Origin of the sequence: Mesorhizobium album, from assembly GCF_033977205.1 — a bacterium.
Taxonomy (GTDB): domain Bacteria; phylum Pseudomonadota; class Alphaproteobacteria; order Rhizobiales; family Rhizobiaceae; genus Mesorhizobium; species Mesorhizobium album.
Genome location: NZ_JAVIIW010000033.1, coordinates 44,660 through 67,077, shown reverse-complemented (window position 1 = coordinate 67,077; position 22,418 = coordinate 44,660). Strand labels below are relative to the sequence as shown.

General features: G+C 62.8%; 22 protein-coding genes. 13 read left to right on the top strand and 9 right to left on the bottom strand.

All coding sequences use genetic code 11. The features are described from left to right. Window positions 1-2: 2 nt before the first annotated feature. Window positions 3-1,016: an ABC transporter permease gene (locus RFN28_RS24370; RefSeq protein ID WP_320289763.1), complete on the bottom strand. Its 1,014-nt coding sequence runs from the start codon at window positions 1,014-1,016 to the stop codon at window positions 3-5. Between the two features lie 347 nt (window positions 1,017-1,363). Between RFN28_RS24370 and RFN28_RS24365 the strand changes: the two genes are divergently transcribed. Together RFN28_RS24365 and RFN28_RS24360 are read left to right on the top strand one after the other, a co-directional pair. Further along, entirely contained in the window at window positions 1,364-2,047 is a 684-nt protein-coding gene (locus RFN28_RS24365) for an aspartate/glutamate racemase family protein (protein WP_320289772.1), read from the top strand. Window positions 2,048-2,069: 22 nt separating this feature from the next. Then, complete coding sequence (locus tag RFN28_RS24360; RefSeq protein WP_320289762.1) at window positions 2,070-3,125, top strand: aldo/keto reductase; 1,056 nt, start codon at window positions 2,070-2,072, stop codon at window positions 3,123-3,125. A gap of 37 nt (window positions 3,126-3,162) precedes the next feature. Here the strand turns inward: RFN28_RS24360 and otnI are convergent, their stop codons facing one another. Together otnI and ltnD are read right to left on the bottom strand one after the other, a co-directional pair. After that, window positions 3,163-3,933, bottom strand: a complete 771-nt coding sequence (gene otnI, locus RFN28_RS24355) for a 2-oxo-tetronate isomerase (RefSeq protein ID WP_320289761.1) — start codon at window positions 3,931-3,933, stop codon at window positions 3,163-3,165. Window positions 3,934-3,935: 2 nt separating this feature from the next. Beyond that, complete coding sequence (gene ltnD / locus RFN28_RS24350) at window positions 3,936-4,850, bottom strand: L-threonate dehydrogenase (RefSeq protein ID WP_320289760.1); 915 nt, start codon at window positions 4,848-4,850, stop codon at window positions 3,936-3,938. Between the two features lie 230 nt (window positions 4,851-5,080). Between ltnD and otnK the strand changes: the two genes are divergently transcribed. From otnK to RFN28_RS24335, 3 genes are read left to right on the top strand one after another with little or no spacing between them, the layout of a single operon-like run. Then, entirely contained in the window at window positions 5,081-6,364 is a 1,284-nt protein-coding gene (gene otnK / locus RFN28_RS24345; protein ID WP_320289759.1) for a 3-oxo-tetronate kinase, read from the top strand. Further along, the gene (gene otnC, locus RFN28_RS24340; protein ID WP_320289758.1) at window positions 6,357-6,998 is read left to right on the top strand and encodes a 3-oxo-tetronate 4-phosphate decarboxylase; all 642 of its coding nucleotides are present in this window, start codon (window positions 6,357-6,359) and stop codon (window positions 6,996-6,998) included. Before otnK ends, otnC begins: the two co-directional genes overlap by 8 nt. A 21-nt stretch (window positions 6,999-7,019) precedes the next feature. Further along, window positions 7,020-7,913 (top strand): NAD(P)-dependent oxidoreductase, encoded by an 894-nt coding sequence (locus RFN28_RS24335; RefSeq protein WP_320289757.1) that lies wholly within the window; start codon window positions 7,020-7,022, stop codon window positions 7,911-7,913. Between the two features lie 57 nt (window positions 7,914-7,970). Here the strand turns inward: RFN28_RS24335 and RFN28_RS24330 are convergent, their stop codons facing one another. Beyond that, window positions 7,971-8,507 carry a peptidase dimerization domain-containing protein gene (locus RFN28_RS24330; RefSeq protein ID WP_320289756.1) on the bottom strand — a complete coding sequence of 179 codons (537 nt, stop codon included), beginning with the start codon at window positions 8,505-8,507 and terminating at the stop codon, window positions 7,971-7,973. A gap of 42 nt (window positions 8,508-8,549) precedes the next feature. On the opposite strand from RFN28_RS24330, the gene RFN28_RS24325 reads away from it, so the two are divergent. Next, window positions 8,550-8,690 carry a hypothetical protein gene (locus RFN28_RS24325; protein WP_320289755.1) on the top strand — a complete coding sequence of 47 codons (141 nt, stop codon included), beginning with the start codon at window positions 8,550-8,552 and terminating at the stop codon, window positions 8,688-8,690. 62 nt (window positions 8,691-8,752) lie between these two features. Here RFN28_RS24325 and RFN28_RS24320 read toward each other — a convergent pair whose 3' ends face one another. The 4 genes from RFN28_RS24320 to RFN28_RS24305 form a co-directional block, all read right to left on the bottom strand. Beyond that, window positions 8,753-9,568 (bottom strand): oxidoreductase, encoded by an 816-nt coding sequence (locus RFN28_RS24320; RefSeq protein WP_320289754.1) that lies wholly within the window; start codon window positions 9,566-9,568, stop codon window positions 8,753-8,755. 65 nt (window positions 9,569-9,633) lie between these two features. Continuing rightward, window positions 9,634-10,914 carry a beta-ketoacyl-ACP synthase II gene (gene fabF / locus RFN28_RS24315; RefSeq protein WP_320289753.1) on the bottom strand — a complete coding sequence of 427 codons (1,281 nt, stop codon included), beginning with the start codon at window positions 10,912-10,914 and terminating at the stop codon, window positions 9,634-9,636. Window positions 10,915-11,025: 111 nt separating this feature from the next. Next, the gene (locus tag RFN28_RS24310; RefSeq protein WP_320289752.1) at window positions 11,026-11,514 is read right to left on the bottom strand and encodes a PaaI family thioesterase; all 489 of its coding nucleotides are present in this window, start codon (window positions 11,512-11,514) and stop codon (window positions 11,026-11,028) included. Next, window positions 11,511-12,116, bottom strand: a complete 606-nt coding sequence (locus RFN28_RS24305) for a TetR/AcrR family transcriptional regulator (RefSeq protein WP_320289751.1) — start codon at window positions 12,114-12,116, stop codon at window positions 11,511-11,513. Before RFN28_RS24305 ends, RFN28_RS24310 begins: the two co-directional genes overlap by 4 nt. Window positions 12,117-12,326: 210 nt before the next feature. Here RFN28_RS24305 and RFN28_RS24300 point away from each other — a divergent pair, with 210 nt between their 5' ends. The 4 genes from RFN28_RS24300 (at window position 12,327) to RFN28_RS24285 (ending at window position 17,770) form a co-directional block, all read left to right on the top strand. Then, window positions 12,327-12,689 (top strand): hypothetical protein, encoded by a 363-nt coding sequence (locus tag RFN28_RS24300; RefSeq protein ID WP_320289750.1) that lies wholly within the window; start codon window positions 12,327-12,329, stop codon window positions 12,687-12,689. An 88-nt stretch (window positions 12,690-12,777) separates the two neighbouring features. Then, window positions 12,778-13,902 (top strand): efflux RND transporter periplasmic adaptor subunit, encoded by a 1,125-nt coding sequence (locus RFN28_RS24295; protein WP_320289749.1) that lies wholly within the window; start codon window positions 12,778-12,780, stop codon window positions 13,900-13,902. Window positions 13,903-13,904: 2 nt separating this feature from the next. Continuing rightward, window positions 13,905-17,021 carry an efflux RND transporter permease subunit gene (locus tag RFN28_RS24290; RefSeq protein WP_320289748.1) on the top strand — a complete coding sequence of 1,039 codons (3,117 nt, stop codon included), beginning with the start codon at window positions 13,905-13,907 and terminating at the stop codon, window positions 17,019-17,021. 173 nt (window positions 17,022-17,194) lie between these two features. Next, window positions 17,195-17,770 (top strand): TetR/AcrR family transcriptional regulator, encoded by a 576-nt coding sequence (locus tag RFN28_RS24285; RefSeq protein WP_320289747.1) that lies wholly within the window; start codon window positions 17,195-17,197, stop codon window positions 17,768-17,770. A 363-nt stretch (window positions 17,771-18,133) separates the two neighbouring features. Here RFN28_RS24285 and RFN28_RS24280 read toward each other — a convergent pair whose 3' ends face one another. After that, window positions 18,134-19,153, bottom strand: coding sequence for a LacI family DNA-binding transcriptional regulator (locus tag RFN28_RS24280; RefSeq protein ID WP_320289771.1), 1,020 nt, complete (start codon window positions 19,151-19,153; stop codon window positions 18,134-18,136). Between the two features lie 265 nt (window positions 19,154-19,418). Here RFN28_RS24280 and RFN28_RS24275 point away from each other — a divergent pair, with 265 nt between their 5' ends. From RFN28_RS24275 to RFN28_RS24265, 3 genes are read left to right on the top strand one after another with little or no spacing between them, the layout of a single operon-like run. After that, window positions 19,419-20,462, top strand: a complete 1,044-nt coding sequence (locus RFN28_RS24275) for an ABC transporter substrate-binding protein (protein ID WP_320289746.1) — start codon at window positions 19,419-19,421, stop codon at window positions 20,460-20,462. Window positions 20,463-20,489: 27 nt separating this feature from the next. After that, the gene (locus RFN28_RS24270) at window positions 20,490-21,530 is read left to right on the top strand and encodes an ABC transporter ATP-binding protein (RefSeq protein ID WP_320289745.1); all 1,041 of its coding nucleotides are present in this window, start codon (window positions 20,490-20,492) and stop codon (window positions 21,528-21,530) included. Beyond that, on the top strand, window positions 21,527-22,417 hold the full coding sequence (locus RFN28_RS24265; protein ID WP_320289744.1) for an ABC transporter permease: 891 nt from the start codon (window positions 21,527-21,529) through the stop codon (window positions 22,415-22,417). The genes RFN28_RS24270 and RFN28_RS24265 overlap by 4 nt, the downstream gene beginning before the upstream one ends. Window position 22,418 lies beyond the last annotated feature (1 nt).

The window sequence follows — 22,418 nt, the reverse complement described above, 5'->3', positions numbered from 1 at the left end:
TTTCAGCCATTTCCTCCCGTCAGTTTGTTGCGCAGCACATCCAGGCTGACGGCTATCAGAATGACCCCGCCGGTGATTGCCTGTTGGGCATAGGTGTTGATGTTCAGCAGCACGACGCCGTTGGCGATGACGCCCACCAGCGCGGCCCCGATCACGGCGCCGGTAACGCTGCCGACGCCGCCTGCAAGGCTGGCCCCGCCGATTGCCGCCGCAGCGATCACGTCCAGTTCAGAGCCGAAGCCCGACGCCGGCTCTGCCGTCAGATAACGCGAGAACCCGATAATCCCTGCCAACGAGGCGATAGTCGATGACAGCATGTAGACCGCCAGCTTGACCCGGTTTGTCTTGACCCCGCTGAGCCGAGCCGCCTGCTCGTTGCCGCCGGTGGCATAGACGTGGCGGCCAAAGCGCGTTCGTTTCATGATCAGCGCGCACAGCACCATCAAAATCAGCATGATCACGACGGGAACGGGGACAGGCCCGACATAGCCCTGCCCCAGCAGGGAAAATGCATCTGGCGTTTCGGGCGTGACGGGGACGCCGTGCGTCACCATGTACATCATGCCGCGCCCGATGCTGAGGGTGCCCAACGTGGCGATGAAGGGCGGCAGGCCGATGGCAGTGATCAAGAGGCCGTTGGTCAGGCCGAAGGCAATCCCCACCGCAACGCCCGCGCCGATGCTGACGCCGGTCGAATAGCCCGCATCGAAGCACAGCGCCGTGATGAGCGAGGCAAGCCCCATCGCCGATCCGACCGACAGGTCGATGCCGCCGGTGACGATCACCATGACCATGCCGATGCTCATGATCGCCGTCAGCGAAAAGGCGCGGAAGACGCCCATGAGGTTGTTGGTGGTCAGGAAGTAAGGCGTCCAAAGGCTGATGAGCGCGCCCACGATCAGCATGGCGACCAGCACGTTCACTTCGCGCACCTGCCGCAGTTGGTAAAGGTCATGCCAGATGCGGGCGGGCGGCTTTTCCAGCGTCGCCTTGTCATCGGATACGGCCATGCACATTCCCTCCGCTCGTGTTCACCAGAGCGCATTCTCATATTGTGCCGGCAGGCACAGCCGCACCGTTGGCCCAGGCAACATCACCGGCCGTTGATTCCGATTGCGACGAATGATAGCGCTGTCATCTCTCATCGGATGACTGGCGGCTGTCAACCTTCATTTTGGGAATAACGGCATGCCTTTTTCCTCATGGAACGGCATTGCCCGGCGAATTCTCTCTTGAAAAAGGCGGAATTTCAATTTTCAGTGCGAGCACGACCTGTTTACGGCAATGGCAGCGCTGCTATTTTGAGGCTGGAGCCGCAATGAGCATGCTACCAGGCCGCCTGAATCAGGGGAAAAGACGCCAAATGTCACCGACAAAGAGCCCCTCGACGGGCACGCTTGCAATGATACACACTGTTCCGGGGCTGATCCCGGTGCTCGAACCACTGGCGCGGCAAAGCCTGCCCGGCTGGGTGACGTTCAACATGCTGGACGAAAGCCTGCTACGCGTCACGATCCGCGAGGGCAGCCTGTCGGCGCCGACGATGCGTCGCTTGACTTGCATGGTCTGGTCGGCGGTGGACGCGGGCGCGGATGCGGTCGTCGTCACCTGTTCGTCGCTTGGCCCGGCAGTCGAGGCTGCACGCCCGTTATGCCCGGTGCCGCTGTTCCGCATCGATGAAGGCATGGCGATCGAGGCGGTCGGAACCGGGCAGCGCATCGGGGTGCTGGCCACACTGCGCACCACGCTTGACCCGACCACCGATCTGATCAGACGCACCGCTGCCCGGCTTGGGCGCGATTGCGCCATCACCAGCATCCTGTCCGAAGGCGCCTTTGAACGGTTGTCGCAGGGCGACACTGAAGGACATGACCGCATGGTGGCGCAAAGCCTGCGCGACCTTGCCCCGCAGGTAGACGTGATCCTGCTGGCACAAGCCTCTATGGCGCGGGTGCTGCCATCAGTGCGGGAGGCGATGGGCGCCCGACCCGTCTTGACCAGCCCCGAAATAGGCATGCGTCACCTGCGCAAGGCCCTGACTGCTTGACCAACCGAAAATGGAAAAAGAGATGGAATACAGAACACTTGGCCGCTCTGGCCTGAAGGTGTCCGTCCTGACGATGGGAACCTTTACATTTGGCGGCACCGGCCCCTTTGCGATGGTGGGCCAGCAAGGGGTGCAAGATGCACGTCGGCTTGTTGACCTGTGCATCGACGCGGGCGTCAACCTGTTCGACACCTCGAACATGTATTCGAACGGCCTCTCAGAGGAAATTCTGGGCGAGGTATTGGACGGGCGGCGCGACCAGGTGCTGATTTCGTCCAAGGCGCGGATGCGCATCGGCACCGGCCCCAACGATGAGGGCGCATCGCGCTTTCACCTGATCCGTGAATGCGAACACAGCCTGAAACGCCTGCGCACCGACCACATCGACGTCTATTATATCCACGAATGGGACGGCACGACTCCGGTCGAGGAAAAGATGGCCGCGCTGGATACACTCGTCCAGCAGGGAAAGGTGCGTTACGTCGGCTGTTCAAACTATTCCGGTTGGCACATCATGAAATCGCTTGCCGTCAGCGACCGCGATCGCCGCCCCCGCTTTGTCACCCAGCAGATCCATTACACGCTCGAGGCGCGCGAGGCGGAATACGAATTGCTGCCGATTTCCGTCGATCAGGGGCTTGGCGTTCTGGTCTGGAGCCCACTTGCCGCTGGCCTGCTGTCGGGGAAGCACCGGCGCGGTGTGGCTACGCCGGAAGGTTCCCGACAGTCCGCAGGCTGGACGGAGCCGCCGATCCGCGACACGGAAAGGCTGTGGAACATCGTGGACGTGTTGGTGGAAATCGGCGATGCGCATAAGGTGTCGGCTGCGCAAGTGGCCCTGGCCTGGCTGCTGGAGCGTCCCGGCGTGTCTTCGCTGGTGATCGGGGGCCGGAACGAGGCCCAGTTCCGCGACAACTTTGCCGCCGTCAGCTTGCGCCTGTCGGATGAGGAACGCGCCCGCCTGACAGCGGTCAGCACCATTCCGCTGATCTACCCCTATTGGCACCAGCGCAACTTTGCCAAGGATCGCTTCTGCGAAGCCGACCTGGCACTGCACCGAGACTTTGCCGAAAACTGAAAAGAATGCGCCCGGTTGCACACCGGGCGCATTCACCTTAGCGCAAAGCTGTCAGCCAGCTCAGCCCGGCCACAGTGTCGCCCGCAGGGCGATACTCTAAGCCTACGAAACCGTCATACTTCAGCGCATCCAGCTCGCGCAAAATGCGGGCATCGTCCAATTCTCCCGTGCCCGGTTCGTTGCGCAGCGGCACGGCAGCGATCTGCACATGGCCAATAATCGGCATCAGTTCGCGTAGGCCAGTCAGTACATCGCCGTGGATGATCTGGCGGTGGTAGATGTCGAATTGCAGCTTGAGGTTCGGCAGAGCCATCTCGGCGATCAGATCGGCTGCCTGATTGAAATCGTTCAGGAAATACCCCGGCATGTCGCGCGGGTTGATCGGTTCGATCAATACGTCAAGCCCCGTCGCTCCCGCCGCGTCGCACAGATAGGCGAGCGACGCGCGATAGGTTTTATGCGCGATAGGGTCCGCCCTGTCGGCAAGCCCGCTCATGACATGGACGCGCCCCACGCCGGTTGCCGACGCATAGGCCAGCGCCGTCCGGACCGAAGCGCGAAAGTCGTCCTGCCGATCCGGCAGTGCCGCAAGCCCACGCTCGCCGGCGTCCCAGTTTCCCGGAGGCAGGTTGAACAGCGCCTGCGTCAGGCCGTTCCGCTGCAAGGCATCAGCGATGCGATGCGCATCGAACGCATAAGGGAACAGATATTCGACCGCATCAAAGCCCGCTCCGGCGGCAGCAGCGAAGCGATCCATGAACCCGACCTCGCTGAACATCATGGTCAGGTTTGCTGCAAAACGCGGCACGATCAGCCCTCCATTCCGGGCAATTGCAGCCCGGCCATGTCCGCAATCATCCGCGCGACCGATGCGTCGTCATCCCGCCCCATTCCGGCGGCAGCCGTCATCACGAACATCTGCAAGGCCATCGAGGCGATCGGAGTCGGGAACTTCATCTCTCGCCCGATATCGGCCACGATTCCCAGATCCTTGGTAAAGATATCGACCGCGCTGCGCGGCGCGTAGTCGCCATCAAGGATGTGCGGAACGCGGTTTTCAAACATCCAGGAACTGCCCGCCGATGCGGTTATCACCTCATAGACCCTGGCGATGTCCAGATCCATCGCCTTGGCGAAGGTGATCGCCTCGCAAGCAGCGGCGATATGGACACCGGCAAGAAGCTGGTTCACGATCTTGAACGCCGCACCTGTTCCGGCCTTTTCTCCCAACTCGTAAACCTTGGCAGCGATGCAATCCAGGACCGGTCGGGCATGCGCAATGGCGGCGGGCGCGCCCGATGCCATGATGGTCAGTTCGCCAGAGGCGGCGCGCGTCGCGCCGCCGCTGACTGGCGCGTCGACGTAGTTCAGGCCCAGCGCTTCGGCACGGACCGCGAAATCGCGGGCGGCACCGGGGGACATGGTTGCGCAGGATAGTATCGTGCCGCCGGTAGCCATCGCGGCGGCCGTGCCTCCTGCGCCGTAAAGCACCGTTTCGGTCTGGGCTGCGTTCACCACCAGGCAGATGGCGACATCTGCGTCTCTTGCTGCCGCACTCGGGCTATCGGCGGTCTTGCCGCCAAGGGCTGAAAACCGCGCCATCGCATCGGCGCTCACATCAAACCCCACGATATCAAAGCCATCGCGCAGCAGCGAGGTCGCCACCCCGAATCCCATCGACCCCAAGCCGATCACGCAAACTTTCAGACCGGACTTGCTGTTCATGTCAGAACCTCGATTTCAGGACGTTTGGCATCAGTGCCGGTTGAGTTTGGGCTTGATCTTGTGTTGACAACAAGCGAATGATAGCGTTGCCATTGCTTGGTTAACCTAGGACCGGAACGAAAAGCAAGCCCCTCGTTTCGCATAGCAGTCAGACGAAGCAGGCCCGACGATCACCCCGGAGCATCGACCGGCAGGGTGTTGCCCGTTCACAGAGGAAAAGGACCAGAATCTTGTTGATTGGCGCAGTTGCAGACGACATCACGGGCGCCACCGATCTTTGCCTGATGCTGTCACGCGAAGGTTTGCGGACGATTCAGGTTATGGGTGTTCCTTCTCTGGCTGCCTCTTTGCCAGATGCCGACGCGGTTGTCATCGCATTGAAATCACGATCAATTCCTGCAGATGATGCCGTAGCGATGTCGATTTCCGCGGCCCACGTGCTCGTGGGACAGGGGGCTCAGCAGATTCTGTTCAAGTACTGTTCGACCTTCGATTCAACCGATGACGGAAATATCGGCCCGGTAGCCGAAGCGTTGATGGAAGATATGGGCGTGGAGTTGACCATCGCCTGCCCATCCTTTCCGGCGGCAGGGCGCACGACCTACCAGGGGCATCTTTTTGTCGGCAGCCAGCTGCTGTCGGACAGCCCACTGAAGGATCATCCGCTGAACCCGATGCACGACTCCAATCTGGTGCGAGTGCTGTCGCGGCAGACAGCGCTGCCAGTGGGGCTGGTGGACATCAACACCGTCAGGCAGGGTGCTGACGGTGTGCGTGCGGCCTTCGCCCGGCAGCACGCGGCGGGAAAGCGCATCCTGATCCTCGATACGCTTGCCGATGCGGATCTGCGCACGATCGGTGCGGCCTGCGCCGATATGAAGCTGGTTACCGGCGGATCGGGGATTGCCCTTGGCCTTGCCGCGAATTTCGTGCAAGCGGGCAAGGTGGCTCCCCGCCGCGCAACGACCCGAATGCCCGCGCCTGCAGGCCGCGCCGTCATATTGGCAGGTTCCTGTTCGGTGGCGACCCGTGATCAGATCGCAGCCGCACAGGCCGCTGGCCTGCCGACGCTGCCATTGGATGTCGCAGCCCTCGCCGATGGTCGCCAGACCGCCGCGCAGGTGGCGGAATGGGCGATCAGGCAGCCCGAAACCACAACGCCCCTGATCTACTCCAGCACCACCCCAGAGGCGCTGCAAGTCATCCAACGGTGCATGGGCCAGCACGAGTCCGGCGCGCTGGTTGAAGGGTCGCTGGCCCGCGTCGCGTCCCTGTTGCGGGATACGGGCTTCCGCCAGTTTCTGATCGCAGGCGGGGAAACGTCCGGCGCGGTCGTCGCCTCGCTGGGGGTGACGATGCTGGAAATCGGCCCTGAGATCGACCCCGGCGTGCCGTGGACCCGCAGCATCGGTACGCCCAGTTTGGCGCTTGCGCTGAAATCCGGCAACTTCGGCGCACCCGATTTCTTTCTGAAGGCCTGGGGCCTGCTTGAGTTGGAGCCTGCACATGTCTGATGAAACCCGCGCCCGGGATGAAATTTGTCGCGTCGGCGCCTCGCTCTTCGACCGCGGGCTGACGGCAGGGTCAAGCGGCAACATCTCGGTCAGGCTGCCCGATGGCGGCTGGCTGATGACGCCGACAAACGTGTCTATGGGGTCGCTCGACCCCGCGCGCCTGTCGCGGTTCGATGCGCAGGGGCGATTGTTGTCGGGCGACGCGCCGACGAAAGAGGCGTTTTTGCATTTTTCGATGTACGACGAACGCGCCGATGCCGGGGCCGTTGTGCATCTGCACTCCAGCCACGCCACAGCCGTCAGCATCCTTCGTGATGTCGATCCGCAGGATGTCCTGCCCGCCCTCACCGCCTATTACATTATGCGGGTCGGACGCTTGCCTCTGGTGCCCTATTTCGCACCCGGCGACCCCGATCTGGCCCATGCGGTCAAGGCCCTGGCCAGCCGCCACCATGCGGTTCTGCTGGCCAATCACGGCCCCGTCGTGGCTGGTACTTCGCTGGCCAATGCCCAATATGCGACCGAAGAGCTGGAAGAGACGGCCAAGCTTTTTCTTATGCTGCAGAACCACGCCGTGCGCTCGCTTACCCCTGAGCAGGTGGCTGACCTGCGCGCGCGCTTCAACCTTCCCTGACTTGCCAACATCGGACAGACAATGACACAGACAAACGAGAAGATCGGCTTCATCGGCATCGGACTGATGGGCCATGGTATGGCGAAGAACATCGTCGAAAAGGGTTTTCCATTGACCGTGGTCGCGCACCGCAACCGCGCACCGGTCGAAGATCTTGTATCACGGGGCGCGGTCGAGGCGGCATCGTTGGAGGAGGTGGCTCGCGGTTGTACCATCATCTTCCTGTGCCTGACCGGATCTCCCGAAGTGGCTGCGGCAATTGCGGCACTGAAGCCCGGCCTTCGGGCAGGCAGCGTGATCGTCGATTGTTCCACCAGTGATCCGACAGTCACCCAGCGCATCGCTGTGGAACTGGCCGCGATCGGCGTGCATATCGCCGATGCCCCCCTCAGCCGCACCCCGAAAGAGGCGTGGGCGGGAACGCTCGATTGCATGGTTGGAGCCGAGGTTGACATCTTCGCCCGGGTTCAGCCGGTTATTGCGACATGGGCTGCCAAGATCGTGCATATCGGCGGGATCGGCGATGGCCACCGGATGAAGCTTTTGAACAACTTCCTGTCGCTTGGCTATGCCGCGCTTTATTCCGAGGCCCTCGCGCTGTCGCGCAAGGTCGGCATCCCGGTGGCCGAGTTCGACAAGGTGATCCGCGGCGGGCGTATGGATTGCGGTTTCTACCAGACCTTCATGGGCTATGCGCTGGAAGGCAACCGCGAGGCGCATAAGTTCAGCCTTAGCAATGCCTACAAGGATCTGCGTTATGTCGAATCGATGGCGAATGCCGCCACGGTGACCACGACAATGGCCAGCGCCGTGAAGAACTCTTTCGCGGTGGCGATGGCGAATGGCGGGAACGGCGCCGCTGATTACGTGCCCCACTTGTCCGATTTCATCGCGCGGGCAAACGGGATCGAATAGCCGCATTGCTGCGGTGCGGCAGGAGGCGACTGCCAACATAATTGGTCGTCTGGCGGTCTACTGGCCAATCGAAAGTGCGACAGCGATCAAGCCGCTCAACAAAAGGGTACCTCTCGCGAGCACGGTTTCATCGAAGTCGAAATGGGACGTGTGATGGCCATCCGCAATATCCGAGCCCAGAACGAAGATGCCGGCGCCCCCTCCCCCACTGGCAACAGCGGAAGCCAGAAGAGTCGCGTCTTCGCTCGCACCGAAGGCATGCGCGTCTAGGACGGTTGGAAAAGCGCTCAACTCGCTGTTTGCCGATCTGGCCCACTCGACGATCTTCGGCGGGTTGCGCCAGTCCGACGCTTCGCCGCGAAGCTCCGTGCTCGTGGTGACTTCGTAAGCGGCTGCGCTTGCCTCGATCATGCGCCGGCAGCGCATGTCGAGCATTTGCAGTGCGGACATTTCGGCGGCGCGGATCTCGAATTCTAGCACCGCCTCGTCGGGCACGACGTTCAGGCTGTTGCCCGCGCGCAAAGTTCCCACATTGACCCGGATGCCGAGCTCACCCGACTGGGCGAGGCCCACGAGACGGTCTTTGTTGGTCATGAGCTTACAAACCATTCCCGCAACCTGCTTGAGACCGGCATCATGGACTATGTCATCTCGCACGACTTTGCCGGTGAAGTGGCCGCTGCCGCGAGATGGATAAGGGACAATCTCAACGGGGTTACGGCCGAACCGGCACACTCGCAGATTCTCGTGCATACCCGTTACAATTGCGGCCTGTAGAATCTGCGTCGGCGCACTCGGGGCACGCCGCCGGAACCGAGCTCGCCGCGCCGGCCCGGATGTCAGGCCGGCAGCCCGAGCTGCTTTCGAAGGCTCTTGTCGAATGCGGATGCGGGGACGAAGCGGCGCAGGACACTGACCTGGCGCGCCATTTTTCCCGCCGCATAGCGCCTCTTTGGGGTAGGATCGGTCGCGGCCGCCAAGACGGTGTTGGCGACCACTTCGGGCGCATCGCCTTTTTCCATCGCCTTCCGCACGGCTGCATTCATGCCGGCGCGTGCGGCGTCATAGATATCAAGCAACCGGTCCGGCCTGGCGAGATTGTCTTCGAAAGAGGTGCGGGTATAGGCCGGCTCGACCAATGCGACGCGAATTCCGAACGGCCGCAGTTCGTGGTCAAGCGATTCGGAATAGCCTTCGACGGCGTGTTTGGTCGACGAATAGAGCGCGAAAAAGGGAGCCGGGATGAAACCCTGCACCGAGCTCAAATTCACGATCCTTCCGCTTCGTTGGCGCCGCATCACCGGCAGCACCGCATTGGTCATCCGGATGACGCCGAAGACGTTCACATCGAAAAGCGCCTGAGCCTGCGCGGTCGAGGATTCCTCCGCGCCGCCAAGCAGGCCCATGCCGGCATTGTTGACAAGCAGGTCGATGCGCCCGGCATCGGCCAGCACCTCGTCGACCAGCTTCGCCACGGACGCGTCGTCGGTCACGTCGCAGGTCAGCATGGTAATGCCGTCGGTTTTCTTGGAGACCGCGCGACGGCTGGTTCCGAACACGCGAAAGCCGGCGTTCTGCAGGGCCTTGGCCGTCACATGCCCGATGCCGGAGGATGCCCCTGTGACGATGGCGACGCCGGGATTGGTCTTGTTCATGGAGATCACTTTCTTTGGGTGAGAAATGGGATTGGGAGAAACAGGAAAGGTTAGGAGCAGGGTAGTCATGAACTGCTCGACCGTTCCCAGCGCCGGAACAGCGCGCTGGCGTTGACGCCGCCGAAGCCGAAACCGTTGGAGATCGCGTAATCCATCTCCATCGGCCGGGCCCGGTTTGCGACGAAGTCTATTCCGTCACCTGCCGGATCGGGGGCGCTCAGATTGAGGGTCGGGGGTGCCACCTGATCCCTGAGCGCCAGGATCGTGAAGATCGCGCCAAGCCCGCCGGCGGCGCCAAGCAGGTGTCCGGTCGCCGACTTGGTTCCGCTGACGGCGATCGAGAAATCCGTGCCGAAGACCCTTTTGATCGCTTCGATTTCGCCCAGGTCGCCCACGGGCGTGGAGGTTGCGTGCGCGTTGAGATGGCGGATTTCGCGCGGTGAGATGCCGGCCTGGGCAATGGCGATCTCCATGGCACGGCGCGCGCCGTCACCGTCCTCGGGGCCGGAAGTGACGTGATGCGCATCCGCCGTGGTGCCGTAGCCGACGACCTCGGCGAGCGGTTTAGCGCCGCGCGCCAGCGCATGGTTCAATTCCTCGATGACCAGGATGCCGGCGCCTTCGCCCATGACGAAGCCGTCCCGCGAGACGTCGAACGGACGGGAGGCTTGGTCGGGACGGTGATTGAAGGAGGTCGAGAGCGAGCGTGCCGCTGCAAAGCCGCCCAGGCTGACGACATTCATGCAAGCTTCAGTGCCGCCGCACACGGCGATGTCGGCTTCATCGGCGCGGATGATGCGGGCCGCATCGCCGATCGCCTGGATGCCGGCGGCGCAGGCCGTCACCGGTGCGCCGATGTGGCCCTTGAAGCCGTAGCGGATCGAGATGTGGCCCGCCGCGAGGTTCACCAGGAAAGACGGCACCGTGAACGGCGAAAGACGCCGCACGCCGCGCTGGTCGACCGTCCGCACCGCCTCGGTTATGGCGGGAAACCCGCCGATGCCTGAAGCGATGATCGTCGCGGTGCGAAGCCGGTCCTTTTCCGAGACCGGCTTCCATCTCGCCTGAGCAAGCGCCTCTTCCGCCGCCGCCAGTGCGAAGAGAATGAAACGGTCGATCTTGCGCTGATCCTTCGGCGCCAGAAAGGCGTTCGCATCGAGGCCGGCTTCGGGGTCTTCCTCCAGGGAGGGAACCACGCCGCCCACCTTAGCGGGCAAATCCGCCACCATGTCGTCCGCAAGCCTTCGGATGCCCGAGCGGCCGGCCAGGAGACGCGACCACGACGTCTCGACATTTGCGGCGAGGGGCGTGACCGCGCCCATGCCCGTGACAACAATCCGTCGCATTTATGCTCTCCTATCGAATTGCTTGTGCTGCCAGGCTCTGTCCCGCGCGGCGGCATGGTCATAGACGGACATTGGATCCCGCTTGCGCAGTTCACGCTGAAAGGGCAGCCACTACGGCTTACGCACGATCAGGCATGTGGACGTCCCATGGGCGTGGAGCTTGCCTTGTGCGTCCTCGATCCTGCCTTCCAATGTGATGACGGTCCGACCGCGCGAAACGACATGGCCGATTACGCGCATTTCGCCGGAATCGGTGAAGACCGGGCGCACGAACTTGGCGGTGGTTTCATGCGAGGGACAGGCTTCGCCGGGCGAAAGCGTCGTCTGGGCGGCAAGCGCCATGACAGTGTCGAGCATCGTCATGATCCAGCCGCCGTGAACCGTATTCGTCAGGTTGCAAAAGCGCGGCTCGGGCGTGGCCAGAAGCCCGACCTTGCCCTCCTTCGGCGGAAGCAAGGTGAAGGGGAGTGTCTCGGCCATCGGCGGCCGGCGGATGCTCCCGTCCGCCAGTCCCGCAACGAGTTCGAGGCCGGACCAGCCGGCCGCCTCGGCGATTGAAACAGTTGCGCTGCGCGCGCCTGTCACAGAAGCCTGCGTCATTGGTGCGGTCCTGGCTGGACATCCACGGTGCGCGACGCCTTCCGAACGCTCTCGGCGGCCGCTTGCAGGAACTGCTTTGACAACCGCTCGTCGTTGACGGCCCGTGAGAGGACGACCGCGCCAACCATGGTCGAGAGAACGGCCATGGCCTTGTCGCGGGAATCCTCGCCATGCGCATCGCCAACCCAACCACCGAGCAGGTCGAGGTATTTCCTGATCCCGGCTTCGAAGGCCGCCTTGACGTCGCTGCCTTGCCTGGCGGCATCCGAGCCGAGCGCCACGACCGGGCAGCCGTCCATCCTTTCTCCGCGATGGTCCATGCTGAGGTAGAATGCGATCACGGCCCCAAACGGATCGTTTGGTTCCGCTGCCGTCGCCGCCGCCCAGCGGTGGGCAGCGCTCTCCATCGCCCGCTTGGACGCCTGTGCAGCCAGGTCCTCCTTCGACGCGAACTGCTTGTAGAAGGCGCCCTGGGTCAGCCCGGCGCCCTTCATCAGATCCTTGAGGCCGATGCCGTCGAAACCGTGCTCCCGAAAAAGCCGGCTGGCCACGTCGATCACGGTTTGCCGGTTCTGCTCAGCCTGAATGCGGCTCACGCGCATCGTCGATCTCCTTATTTAGATTGCGTACTAAATCTATATCTCAATTAGAGACCGAACGCAATCTATCAAGAGGAGATGCGAAACAGGCGGCTCGCCACGCGATCGGTGCGGCGGCTCGCCGCGGACCGAATGCCTCTCTCTTTTTTAGATTGCATTCGACATCTATATGATATAGAGTTCGATCGCAATCTATCGAGAGGAGACACGAAGATGATCCGCAGAACCCTGGTCCCATCGCTTCTGGTAGCGCTGTTCATGGCGACGCCGGTCCTTGCCGAGGAAGCCACCATCGGCCGCCCCGTCCAAGCCGGCAGCCTGCATGAAGGGCGCCTCGACATGGTGGCCTATTACGTCCCGGTCGACGGCGACCTCCTGGAGGTCACCGCCACCTTCGCGCCGAAGGATGGAGGCGATCCGCAGCGCGTCGTCATGGGTCTCGCCGACCGCGACTCCGTGGCCTTCTCCATGCCCGGCTACCGGGACTCGCTCTACGCATTCTCGAGGTCCGGCGAGAAGGTGACGGTCTCGACCGAGACCGACAGGCATCGGCGAGTCGACGCACGAGCGCGCTGACTCGCCGCGCGGATCGCAGCCGGCCGCCGGTCGACGCAGGACACGGCACAGAGAACGACGCAATCTATTTTGACGTGAGGCGATGGGCATGAAAAAGAGACCGGTAATTATGCTGGGCGCGATCCTGATCACGGGATCAGGGGCGATCGCGCTGTCGGGGGCGACGGCATTCGCCACATTTGCCAATCCGGCGCAGGAAGCTTCCGCCGCGAGCGACCCGAGGCAGGAGCCGCCCGTCGTCCGGCTGGCGACGGCAGCGCGGGCAAGCGGTTCCGAACGCAGCTTCACGGGCATCATAGGGGCGAGGGTGCAGAGCAATCTCGGCTTCCGCGTCCCGGGCAAGATCGTCGAACGGCTTGTGAATGTCGGTCAGCAGGTAAAAGCCGGTCAGCCGCTGATGCGGATCGACGACACCGACCTTCGCCTCGCGCTCACGGCAAAGCACAATGCCGTTGTTGCCGCGCGTGCGATCGTCGCTCAGACGGAACCGGATGAACGGCGATACGCCAATCTGCTGAAAGACGGATGGGTCCCCAGGCAGCGCTACGAGCAGGCAAAGGCCGCGCTGGATACCGCCACGGCCCAATTCGCCGCCGCCGAAGCGGAAGCAAATGTCGCGGAGAATGAGGCGGCCTATGCCGTCCTGCTGGCGGACGCCGATGGAACGGTGGTCGATACGCTCGGCGAGCCGGGCCAGGTCGTCTCCGCCGGCCAGACGGTGGTCCGGGTCGCCCAGGCGGGCTCCCGCGAAGCGGTGGTCGCGCTTCCCGAGACGGTTCGGCCGGCGATCGGCTCCGTGGCCGAGGCCAGCGTATATGGGGGTGATGAGCAGCACGCGGCGCATCTGAGACAACTTTCCAACTCCGCCGATAGCCAGACCCGCACCTATGAGGCCCGCTATGTGCTCGACGGCGAGGCAGCGGCAGCGCCGCTTGGCGCGACGGTAACCATTCGCCTCGCAAGTCAGGCCAGCCAACCGGAAGTCCAGGTGCCGCTGGGAGCCGTGCTCGACGACGGCAAGAAGACCGGCGTCTGGGTCTTGGACAACGCCACGTCGACCGTACACTTTCAACCCGTCAAGCTTGTTCGTGTGACCGGCGAATCCGCCGTCGTCTCCGGATTGAGCGCCAGCGATCCGGTTGTTTCGCTCGGCGCTCATCTCCTGCAGGAGGGTGCTCGCGTCAGGACTGCGGCCGAAAGCGGGAGCAATTGACGATGAACCTCAATCTTTCCGCGATCGCCGTTCGCGAACGCGCCGTCACGCTGTTCTTCATCCTGCTGCTGGTGGCCGCCGGCGCCTACGCCTTCGTCATGCTCGGGCGGGCGGAGGACCCCAACTTCACCATCAAGACCCTGACGGTCACGACAGCGTGGCCGGGTGCGACGGCGCGCGAGATGCAGGACCTGGTCGCCGAACCTTTGGAGAAGCGGCTCCAGGAGCTGACCTGGTACGACCGGGTGGAGACGACCACGCGGCCGGGCTATGCGTATATGACTGTCACGCTGAAGGACAGCACGCCGCCGTCCGCCGTGCAGGAAGAGTTCTACCAGGCCCGGAAGAAACTCGGGGATGAAGCCCGCAACCTGCCGTCCGGCGTCTACGGCCCCTTCGTCAACGACGAATATTCGGACGTGAGCTTCGCCCTCTACGCGCTCAAGGCCAAGGGCATGCCGATGCGTGAGCTGGCCAGGCAGGCCGAGGCGATCCGACAGGACCTTCTGCATGTGCCCGGCGTCAAGAAGATCAACATTCTCGGTGAACGTCCCGAACAGATTTTCGTCGAGTTCTCCTATGCCAAGCTGGCAACGCTCGGCGTGTCGGCACGCGATATCGTTGGCGCCTTGCAGCGGCAGAACACCGTCACGCCGGCGGGCTCTATCGACACTGAGGGGCCGCAGGTCTTCATCCGGGTCAATGGCGCTTATGACAGTGTCCAGGCGATCGCCGACACGCCGATCGTCGCCGCGGGGCGGACGCTGAGGCTTTCCGACATCGCCGAGGTCCGCCGCGGCTATGAAGACCCTCCCACCTACCTCATCCGCCGCCAGGGCGAGCCCACCATCATGCTCGCGGCGGTTATGCAGGAGGGCTGGGATGGTCGCGCGCTCGGCAAGGCGCTGGAGGACAGGACGGCGGGTATTGCAAAGACGCTGCCGCTCGGCATGACGCTCGACAAGGTGTCCGACCAAGCCGTCAACATCACCTCGGCGGTTGACGAGTTCATGATGAAGTTCGCGATGGCGCTCGGCGTCGTACTGCTGATCAGCCTGCTCAGCATGGGCTGGCGCGTCGGCATTGTCGTGGCGGCCGCCGTCCCCCTGACGCTCGCCGCCGTGTTCCTCATCATGCTGGAGACCGGCCGATTCTTCGACCGCATCACGCTCGGCGCCTTGATCCTGGCGCTCGGCCTTCTCGTGGACGACGCCATCATCGCCATCGAGGTGATGGTGGTGAAGATGGAAGAGGGCATGGACCGCATCAGGGCGGCGGCCTATGCCTGGAGCCACACCGCGGCGCCGATGCTGTCGGGAACGCTGGTGACTATTGCCGGCTTCCTGCCGGTGGGCTTCGCGCGCTCGACGGCCGGCGAATATGCCGGCAACATCTTCTGGGTCGTCGGGTTCGCGCTCATCGTCTCCTGGATCGTCGCCGTGGTCTTCACGCCCTATCTCGGCGTCAAGATGCTGCCCGAGATCAAACCGATCGAAGGCGGTCACCACGCGATCTACGACACACCGAACTATCGGCGCCTGCGGCGGCTCATCACCTTTGCCGTGCGCCACAAGTTCGTGACATCCGGCATCGTCGCCATCGCCTTCGCGCTTTCCGTTGTCGGCATGGGCGCCGTCAAGCAGCAGTTCTTCCCGACATCCGACCGCCCGGAAGTGCTCGTCGAGGTTCGCCTGCCGGAAGGTACCAGCATCGAGACGACGACCGCCACGGTCGAGAAGCTCGAGCACTGGCTGGATGGCCAGCCCGAAGCCAAGATCGTCACAAGCTATGTCGGGCAGGGCGCTCCGCGCTTCTTCTTCGCGATGGCGCCTGAGCTGCCCGATCCCGCTTTCGCCAAGATCGTCGTGCTGACCCCGAACGCCGAGGCGCGCGAGGCACTGAAGCACCGGCTCCGGGAGGCGGTGGCTGAGGGGCTCGCACCGCAAGCCAATGTCCGCGTCACGCAGCTCGTGTTCGGCCCCTACACGCCGTTCCCGGTCGAGTTCCGGATCATCGGGCCCGACCCGGCACAACTCTACAGCATTTCGGAGAAGGCCCTCGACATCATGCGGCGCGTCCCGGACGTGCGGCAGGCCAATCGCGACTTGGGCAATCGCACGCCGGTGCTTCGCTTCGTCCCGGACCAGGATCGCCTGAACCTCATCGGCCTGTCGTCGGCCGAGGCGGCCCAGCAACTGCAGTTCCTGCTCACCGGCATTCCGGCCACGCAGGTCCGCGAGGACATCCGCAATGTCCCCATCGTGGCGCGCAGCGCCGGCGGCGAGCGGCTGGATCCATCGCGTCTGGCGGATTTCTCTCTGATGAGCCGGGACGGCCGGCAGATTCCGCTCGACCAGATCGGCCATTCCGAAATCCGTCTGGAAGAGCCGATCCTGAAGCGCCGCGACCGCACGCCGGTCATCACGATCCGCTCCGACATCAACGAGGCGACCCAGCCTCCGGAGGTCTCCAAGCAGATCATGAAAGCCCTTCAGCCGCTGATCGCATCGCTTCCGGCCGGCTATCACATCGAAATGGGCGGATCGATCGAGGAAGCTGAGAAAGCCAACACCGCGTTGGGCAAGATCTTCCCGGCCATGATCGCCGCCATGCTGATCGTCATCATGCTCCAGGTGCGATCCTTCTCGACGATGTTCATGGTCGTGCTGACGGCGCCGCTCGGCCTCGTCGGCGTCGTGCCCATGCTGCTTGCTTTCAACCAGCCCTTTGGCTTCAACGCCATTCTGGGCCTGATAGGACTGGCCGGCATCCTGATGCGCAACACCTTGATCCTCACCGAGCAGATCAAGGAAAACCAGGCAGCCGGCCTGGATGACTATCACGCCGTCATCGAGGCCACAGTGCAGCGTGCGAGGCCGGTGATCCTGACGGCACTTGCCGCGGTGCTGGCCTTCATACCCCTCACGCACTCCGTCTTCTGGGGATCGATGGCCTATACGCTGATCGGTGGCACGGCGGTCGGCACGGTATTGATCCTCCTCTTCCTTCCCGCGCTCTACACCGCGTGGTTCCGGATCAAGCCGGTGGCGGACGAGATCCATGAGGCTTCGACGCATGAACCGGTACCGGAACTGCCATTAGCAATGGCCGCCGAATAAAGGGCGGTCATCGTAGGAGACGGGTCAAGTTCCCGCCCGCAGGATCTGCCTTGCGGGCGGGACGATCTTACCCCTCCACAGATGATCGTCCGCGGGAGCCCGGCATGTCCGATCGATCAGTTCCGGAGACATCGATGAATCACCCGATCGGAATGCGAACCGATCTCGATGAGGTGCGCGCGCGCATCCTAGAGGTGGCGGAGGAGCATGTTCGCCGCATCGGCTACCATAAGACGTCGATGGCCGACATCGCCTCCGACCTTGGCATGAGCCGGGCAAATGTCTACCGCTTCTTTCCCTCCAGGGACGCGATCAACGGCTTCATCTGCAAGCAGATCCTGAACGAGGTTGCCGACATCGCCTTTGCGATCGCAGGCACGAAGGCCACGGCCCCGGAGAAACTCAGCCGACTTTTGATCGCAGTTCACCGCCATGGCAAGGCGATACTGATCGAAGAAAAACACATGCACGACATGATTGTCGCCGTCATGCAGGAGAACTGGCCGATCGTCAAAGGCCACATCGAGTGGATGGTGACGATCTTCGAAGCAATCATTCGCGAGGGCATCGAGGCGGGTGAACTCGAGGTCGGTGACCCGGCAGAGGCGGCGCGTGCAGTCAAGACCGCGTTCATGCCGTTCTTCCATCCACTTCTGATCGAGCACTGCGTCCAACACGGCGAAGACACCGAAGCGAGTCTGCGCGAGCAGATCCGCTTTATCCTGAAAGCTCTCGGCAAGTCGGATTAAGCGACGTGCCCAATGAGGCGGCGCAATGAGCGGCAACCAGGCCGTCGCGCCACCTGCGAAGCGTGACTGGCATTATCGAGAGTGGCACAACAATCTCTAGTCTTAGTCTAACGCGGTCGCACGTCACCGCAGCTTTCGGGAATCGGCAAAGCCGATCTGGATTACCGAGATCAGGCGCAAAAGGTCATTCCGTCCAGGTGACTGTTGCCACTCAAAAAGGCTCTCCGATCAAATTGATGCGCCTCGTTAGACGGCGTAAGTCGCGAATTCGACAATGCCTTTTATGCGACTTTCGATCGAAGCACAAAGGCGAACATTGCATCGATCAGTGAGCTGAAACACATCCTGCCCCGAGGCACGCTCTTATCGTTCGCTATATCGCTCGAAATGTCCTGGCATGACGATTTGTGTCGGAGGCGATCCCGGGTCATCGATCTGGCGAAGGAGCGCGTCCACCGCGAGCCGCCCGGCTTGGGCTAGATCGACGAAATGCGCGAGCAAGGGCACGGCCAGATACTTGCTCAGACGCGTGTTGTCCCTGACAAAGAGCCCGACATCCCGGCCCGGCACCAGGCCCCGCTTACGCAGGGCGGCGATCGCGCCCAGCAGTCCGAGTTCACTCGAGCACATCAAGGCGGTTGCCGGTTTCGGCAGGTCGAGCACCGATTCGAAGAAAATCTCGCTCGCCGCCATGGTGAATTCATCATACCCGACCAGCACCGGATCGAACGGAAGGTTGGCCTTGGTAAGGGCTTGCCGATAGCCGCGCAACCGCTGCTCGCAGGTCTCGTCATCGCGGGTCAGGAGGTGCAGCGCGATCCGGCGATGGTTTTCAGCGACCAGCTTGGTCGTGGCTTCCCGCATCATGGCTTCGTTGTCGACGTCGACATAGGCGTAGTCCGGCTTCGTCTCCGAGCGTCCGAAGGCGACAAAGGGGATGCTTCGCTCCTTAAGGAAGGCAATCCGCGGGTCTTTCGCGACCATGCGCGTGATGATGATCCCGTCGCTGATACCCGACTGCACCAGGCGCTGCAGTGACCAGAGCTGGTCCTCCTCCGGCCCAGTGGAGAAGATCGAAAGGGCATAGCCGTTTTCCGAGGCCGCAAGCGTCATCCCCTCAATGAACGGGACCTTGGCGAGGTCGGCCATATAAGCCCGTGTTTCCAGCTGCAGGATTGCCGCGATCATGCGGGTGCGTCCGGTTCTGAGCGCCAGACCGTGGACGTTCGGCGTGTAGCCTGCCTTCGCCGCCGCCTGCTGCACCCGCGCCCGGGTCCTCGGGTGGACTTCCGGTCCCTCCTTCAAGGCGCGCGACACTGTCGTCACGGATAGGCCGAGACTAGCAGCGATCTGTCGGAGGTTCGGTCTGGCTGGCGGTGCCATAGTCTGGTCCGTTTGCAATGCGTGAGGCGGCAAGATGGCCAAATATCAGAGGAAAGTGAAGCCAGCGCGATTGGGACAGCTCTAGCATGAAGCCTGCGAAACCCGACCCGCGCGAAAATCATTTGCATACATACGAAACTGACTTGACAGCGTAGGTGAACTTTGCCAATCGTAACGATACGAATTTGATTGTAACGTTACGATCAAAGGGGCGCAAGGCCGGATTACACGGTCGCTCTACGGGACAACAACAGGGAGGACTGACATGACGAAGCTTTTGCAAATCTCCACGCTGATACTGGCGCTCTCGGCCGCTGCTCCGGCCTGTGCACAAAGCGTGACAATCACCACAGCAGGCGGCGACTACGGTACCGGGATCAAAGAAGCGATGTGGGCGCCGGCAGGCAAAGCGCTCGGGTTGGATGTGCGCGGGGAGACCCAGAGCGACAGCATGGCGGCGCTCCGCTTGCAGGTCTCCTCAGGGAATGTCACGACGGACATCATGCATCTTGCGTCCGGCGAAGGTGCACAGGCCGCCGATCTCGGCCTGTTGGAGCCGCTTGACGAGACAGCGGTCGATCAGAAGGCGCTGCCCGCGGGGGCTGGCTCGAAATTCTGCTACCCCTTCTCCTCCTATGGAACCGTGATGGCGTGGAACACCAAGACCTACGGCCAGAACGGGCCCAAGGACTGGGCGGAATTCTGGGATGTGAAGAAGTTCCCCGGCCGCAGAGCGTTGCGGGCCAATGCGCAGGACCTGCTCGAGGCGGCGCTGCTTTCCGAAGGTGTCGCGCCCGGAAAGGTCTACGATGCTTTGAGCGAGCCCGGCGGCATCAAGCGCGCCATCGACCGCCTGGCGGAGCTGAAACCCAACGTCGCGGTCTGGTGGACCTCCGGGGCGCAGTCGGCGCAGATTCTGAAGGACGGCGAGGCCGACCTGGTTGAAACCTGGAACGGCCGTGCGCAGAGCGCCAAGGATGACGGTGGCGCGGTCGCCTACACATTCCATAGTTCGATCATTGGTACGGATTGCCTGGCCGTGCCGAAAGGCGCGCCACACAAGCAAGACGCGATGAAGCTGATCGCCGCCATGGCGTCACCGGAGCGGGAGGCCAAGCTGACCGACTACATCACTTACGGTCCAATGAACCCCGCCGCCTATGCCGGGGGCAAGATCCCGGCCGCCAAAATGGCGCTGCTCGCCACTGCTCCAGACAATGCGGTGGGCGTGGTGTATTCAAATGCAGCCTGGTGGGCAAAGCACGGTGATGAAGCGCAGACCGCCTTTGATGCTATGATGAATCAGTAGTCGTTTCTGGCCAAAGGAAACATGCCCATGGCTTCGCCGCGCATAGCGCTCGAACGGGTACGTAAGGCCTACGGCAGCTACGTAGCGCTGGACGACGTGAGCCTGGATGTCCGGCCCGGGGAGTTTCTGACGCTCCTCGGTCCCTCTGGCTCGGGCAAGACCACCCTGTTGATGGCCATCGCAGGATTTGTCAGGCCCGAGGCCGGAGCGATCCGGATCGGCGATGTCGACATCACCCGGCTTCCAGTGAACAAGCGAAACATCGGCATTGTTTTTCAGAACTACGCGCTCTTCCCGCATATGAGCGTCCTGGGCAACGTCGAATATCCCTTGCTCCTGCGTCGGCGGCCGCGCGCCGAGGCGCGTGAGCGGGCGCGAGCCGCCTTGGCCCGAGCCCAGCTGGCGGGCTACGAGACACGGGATATCGCCGCGCTTTCCGGTGGCCAGCGCCAGCGTGTGGCGCTTGCCAGAGCGGTGGTGTTCGAGCCGCGGGTGCTGCTGATGGACGAGCCGCTCTCGGCACTCGACAAGAACCTGCGCGAGCAGATGCAATTTGAGATCCGAAAGCTGCAGCAGGAACTGGGAATCACCACGATCTACGTGACGCACGATCAGCGCGAAGCCCTGACCATGTCCGATCGCATTGCCGTCATGAATGCCGGCCGGATAGAGCAGCTCGACGCGCCGCAGCCGATTTATCAACGACCAACATCGCGGTTCGTCGCCGAATTCATGGGCGAATCAAACATCATACCGGCAGCGCTCGTGGAGCCCTTCGGATCTCCTCCGCCATTCGTGGGGACCTTGGTCATCCGTGCCGAGAATCTCGCCTTGGAACGCGAAGCGGCTGGTGGCGACGGCGTCGCGATCAACGGCAGGGTCGCGGCCCATGCGTTCCGCGGTGAGAGCTGGCACCTGCGGCTCACGGTCGCCGGCGAACGGGACCTGCTGCTTAGCATTCCCTCCGGAAAATCGCTCGACTGCACCGGCATTCAGGCCGGCCAACGGGTGACCGCCTATGCCGCCGCCCGGCATATCCACAGGCTCGACGACGGCCCCCAACCATGACCGCGACGATTGCAACAGTTAATGCCGCCGGTCTGATGCGCGATGCCGCCAAGGAGCGCAGGTTCTTTCTGTCGCTCGCCTTGCCATCTCTGGTCATCGTCGGGATCGGCGCAATCTTGCCGTTGTTTTGGATCCTGCAACAATCCCTGACGACAGTTCGGGGTGATTTCAGCCTTGTGAACTATGCGGCACTGCTGACGAACGGGCTCACCTGGCGGGCCTTGCTGGTCACCCTTGAACTATCCGGCGGCACCCTCCTTTGCTGCCTTCTGCTGGGCATCCCACTCGCTTTTCTGCTGGCAAGCACATCGCCAAAGACGGCCAGCGGGCTGATGGTGCTGGTCCTCCTGCCGCTCTGGACGTCGATCCTGGTACGCACTTACGGCTGGCTGGTGCTGTTGCGGCGCGACGGATTGATCAACGATATCCTTGTCGGCAGCGGCCTCGTGGCCGAGCCCGTGCCGATGGTCTACAACTTCACCGGTACCTTGATCGGCATGGTTCACTATATGCTGCCGATTTTCGTGCTGCCGACCTATGCGGCAATGCGCGACATCGACGTCAACGTGATCCGCGCCGCAGCCAGCATGGGCGCGGGCCTCTGGCACTGCTTCCGGACAGTGATTCTGCCGCTGGCCTTCGGCGGCATCGTCTCGAGCTCTGTCATCGTCTTCGTCTACACACTTGGCTTCTTCATCACGCCGGCGATTCTCGGCGGCGGGCGCGTCAATCCGATCGCGATCCGGATCGACCGCACGCTCTCGACCCTGCAGGACTGGGGTGGCGCGGCGGCGCTCGGCATATTGCTGCTCGTCATCGTCGCGGTCCTCGGCGTGATGGCACTGGGCGCTGCCAGATTGGTCAAATCGAAGCAGGCGGCGGATTGAA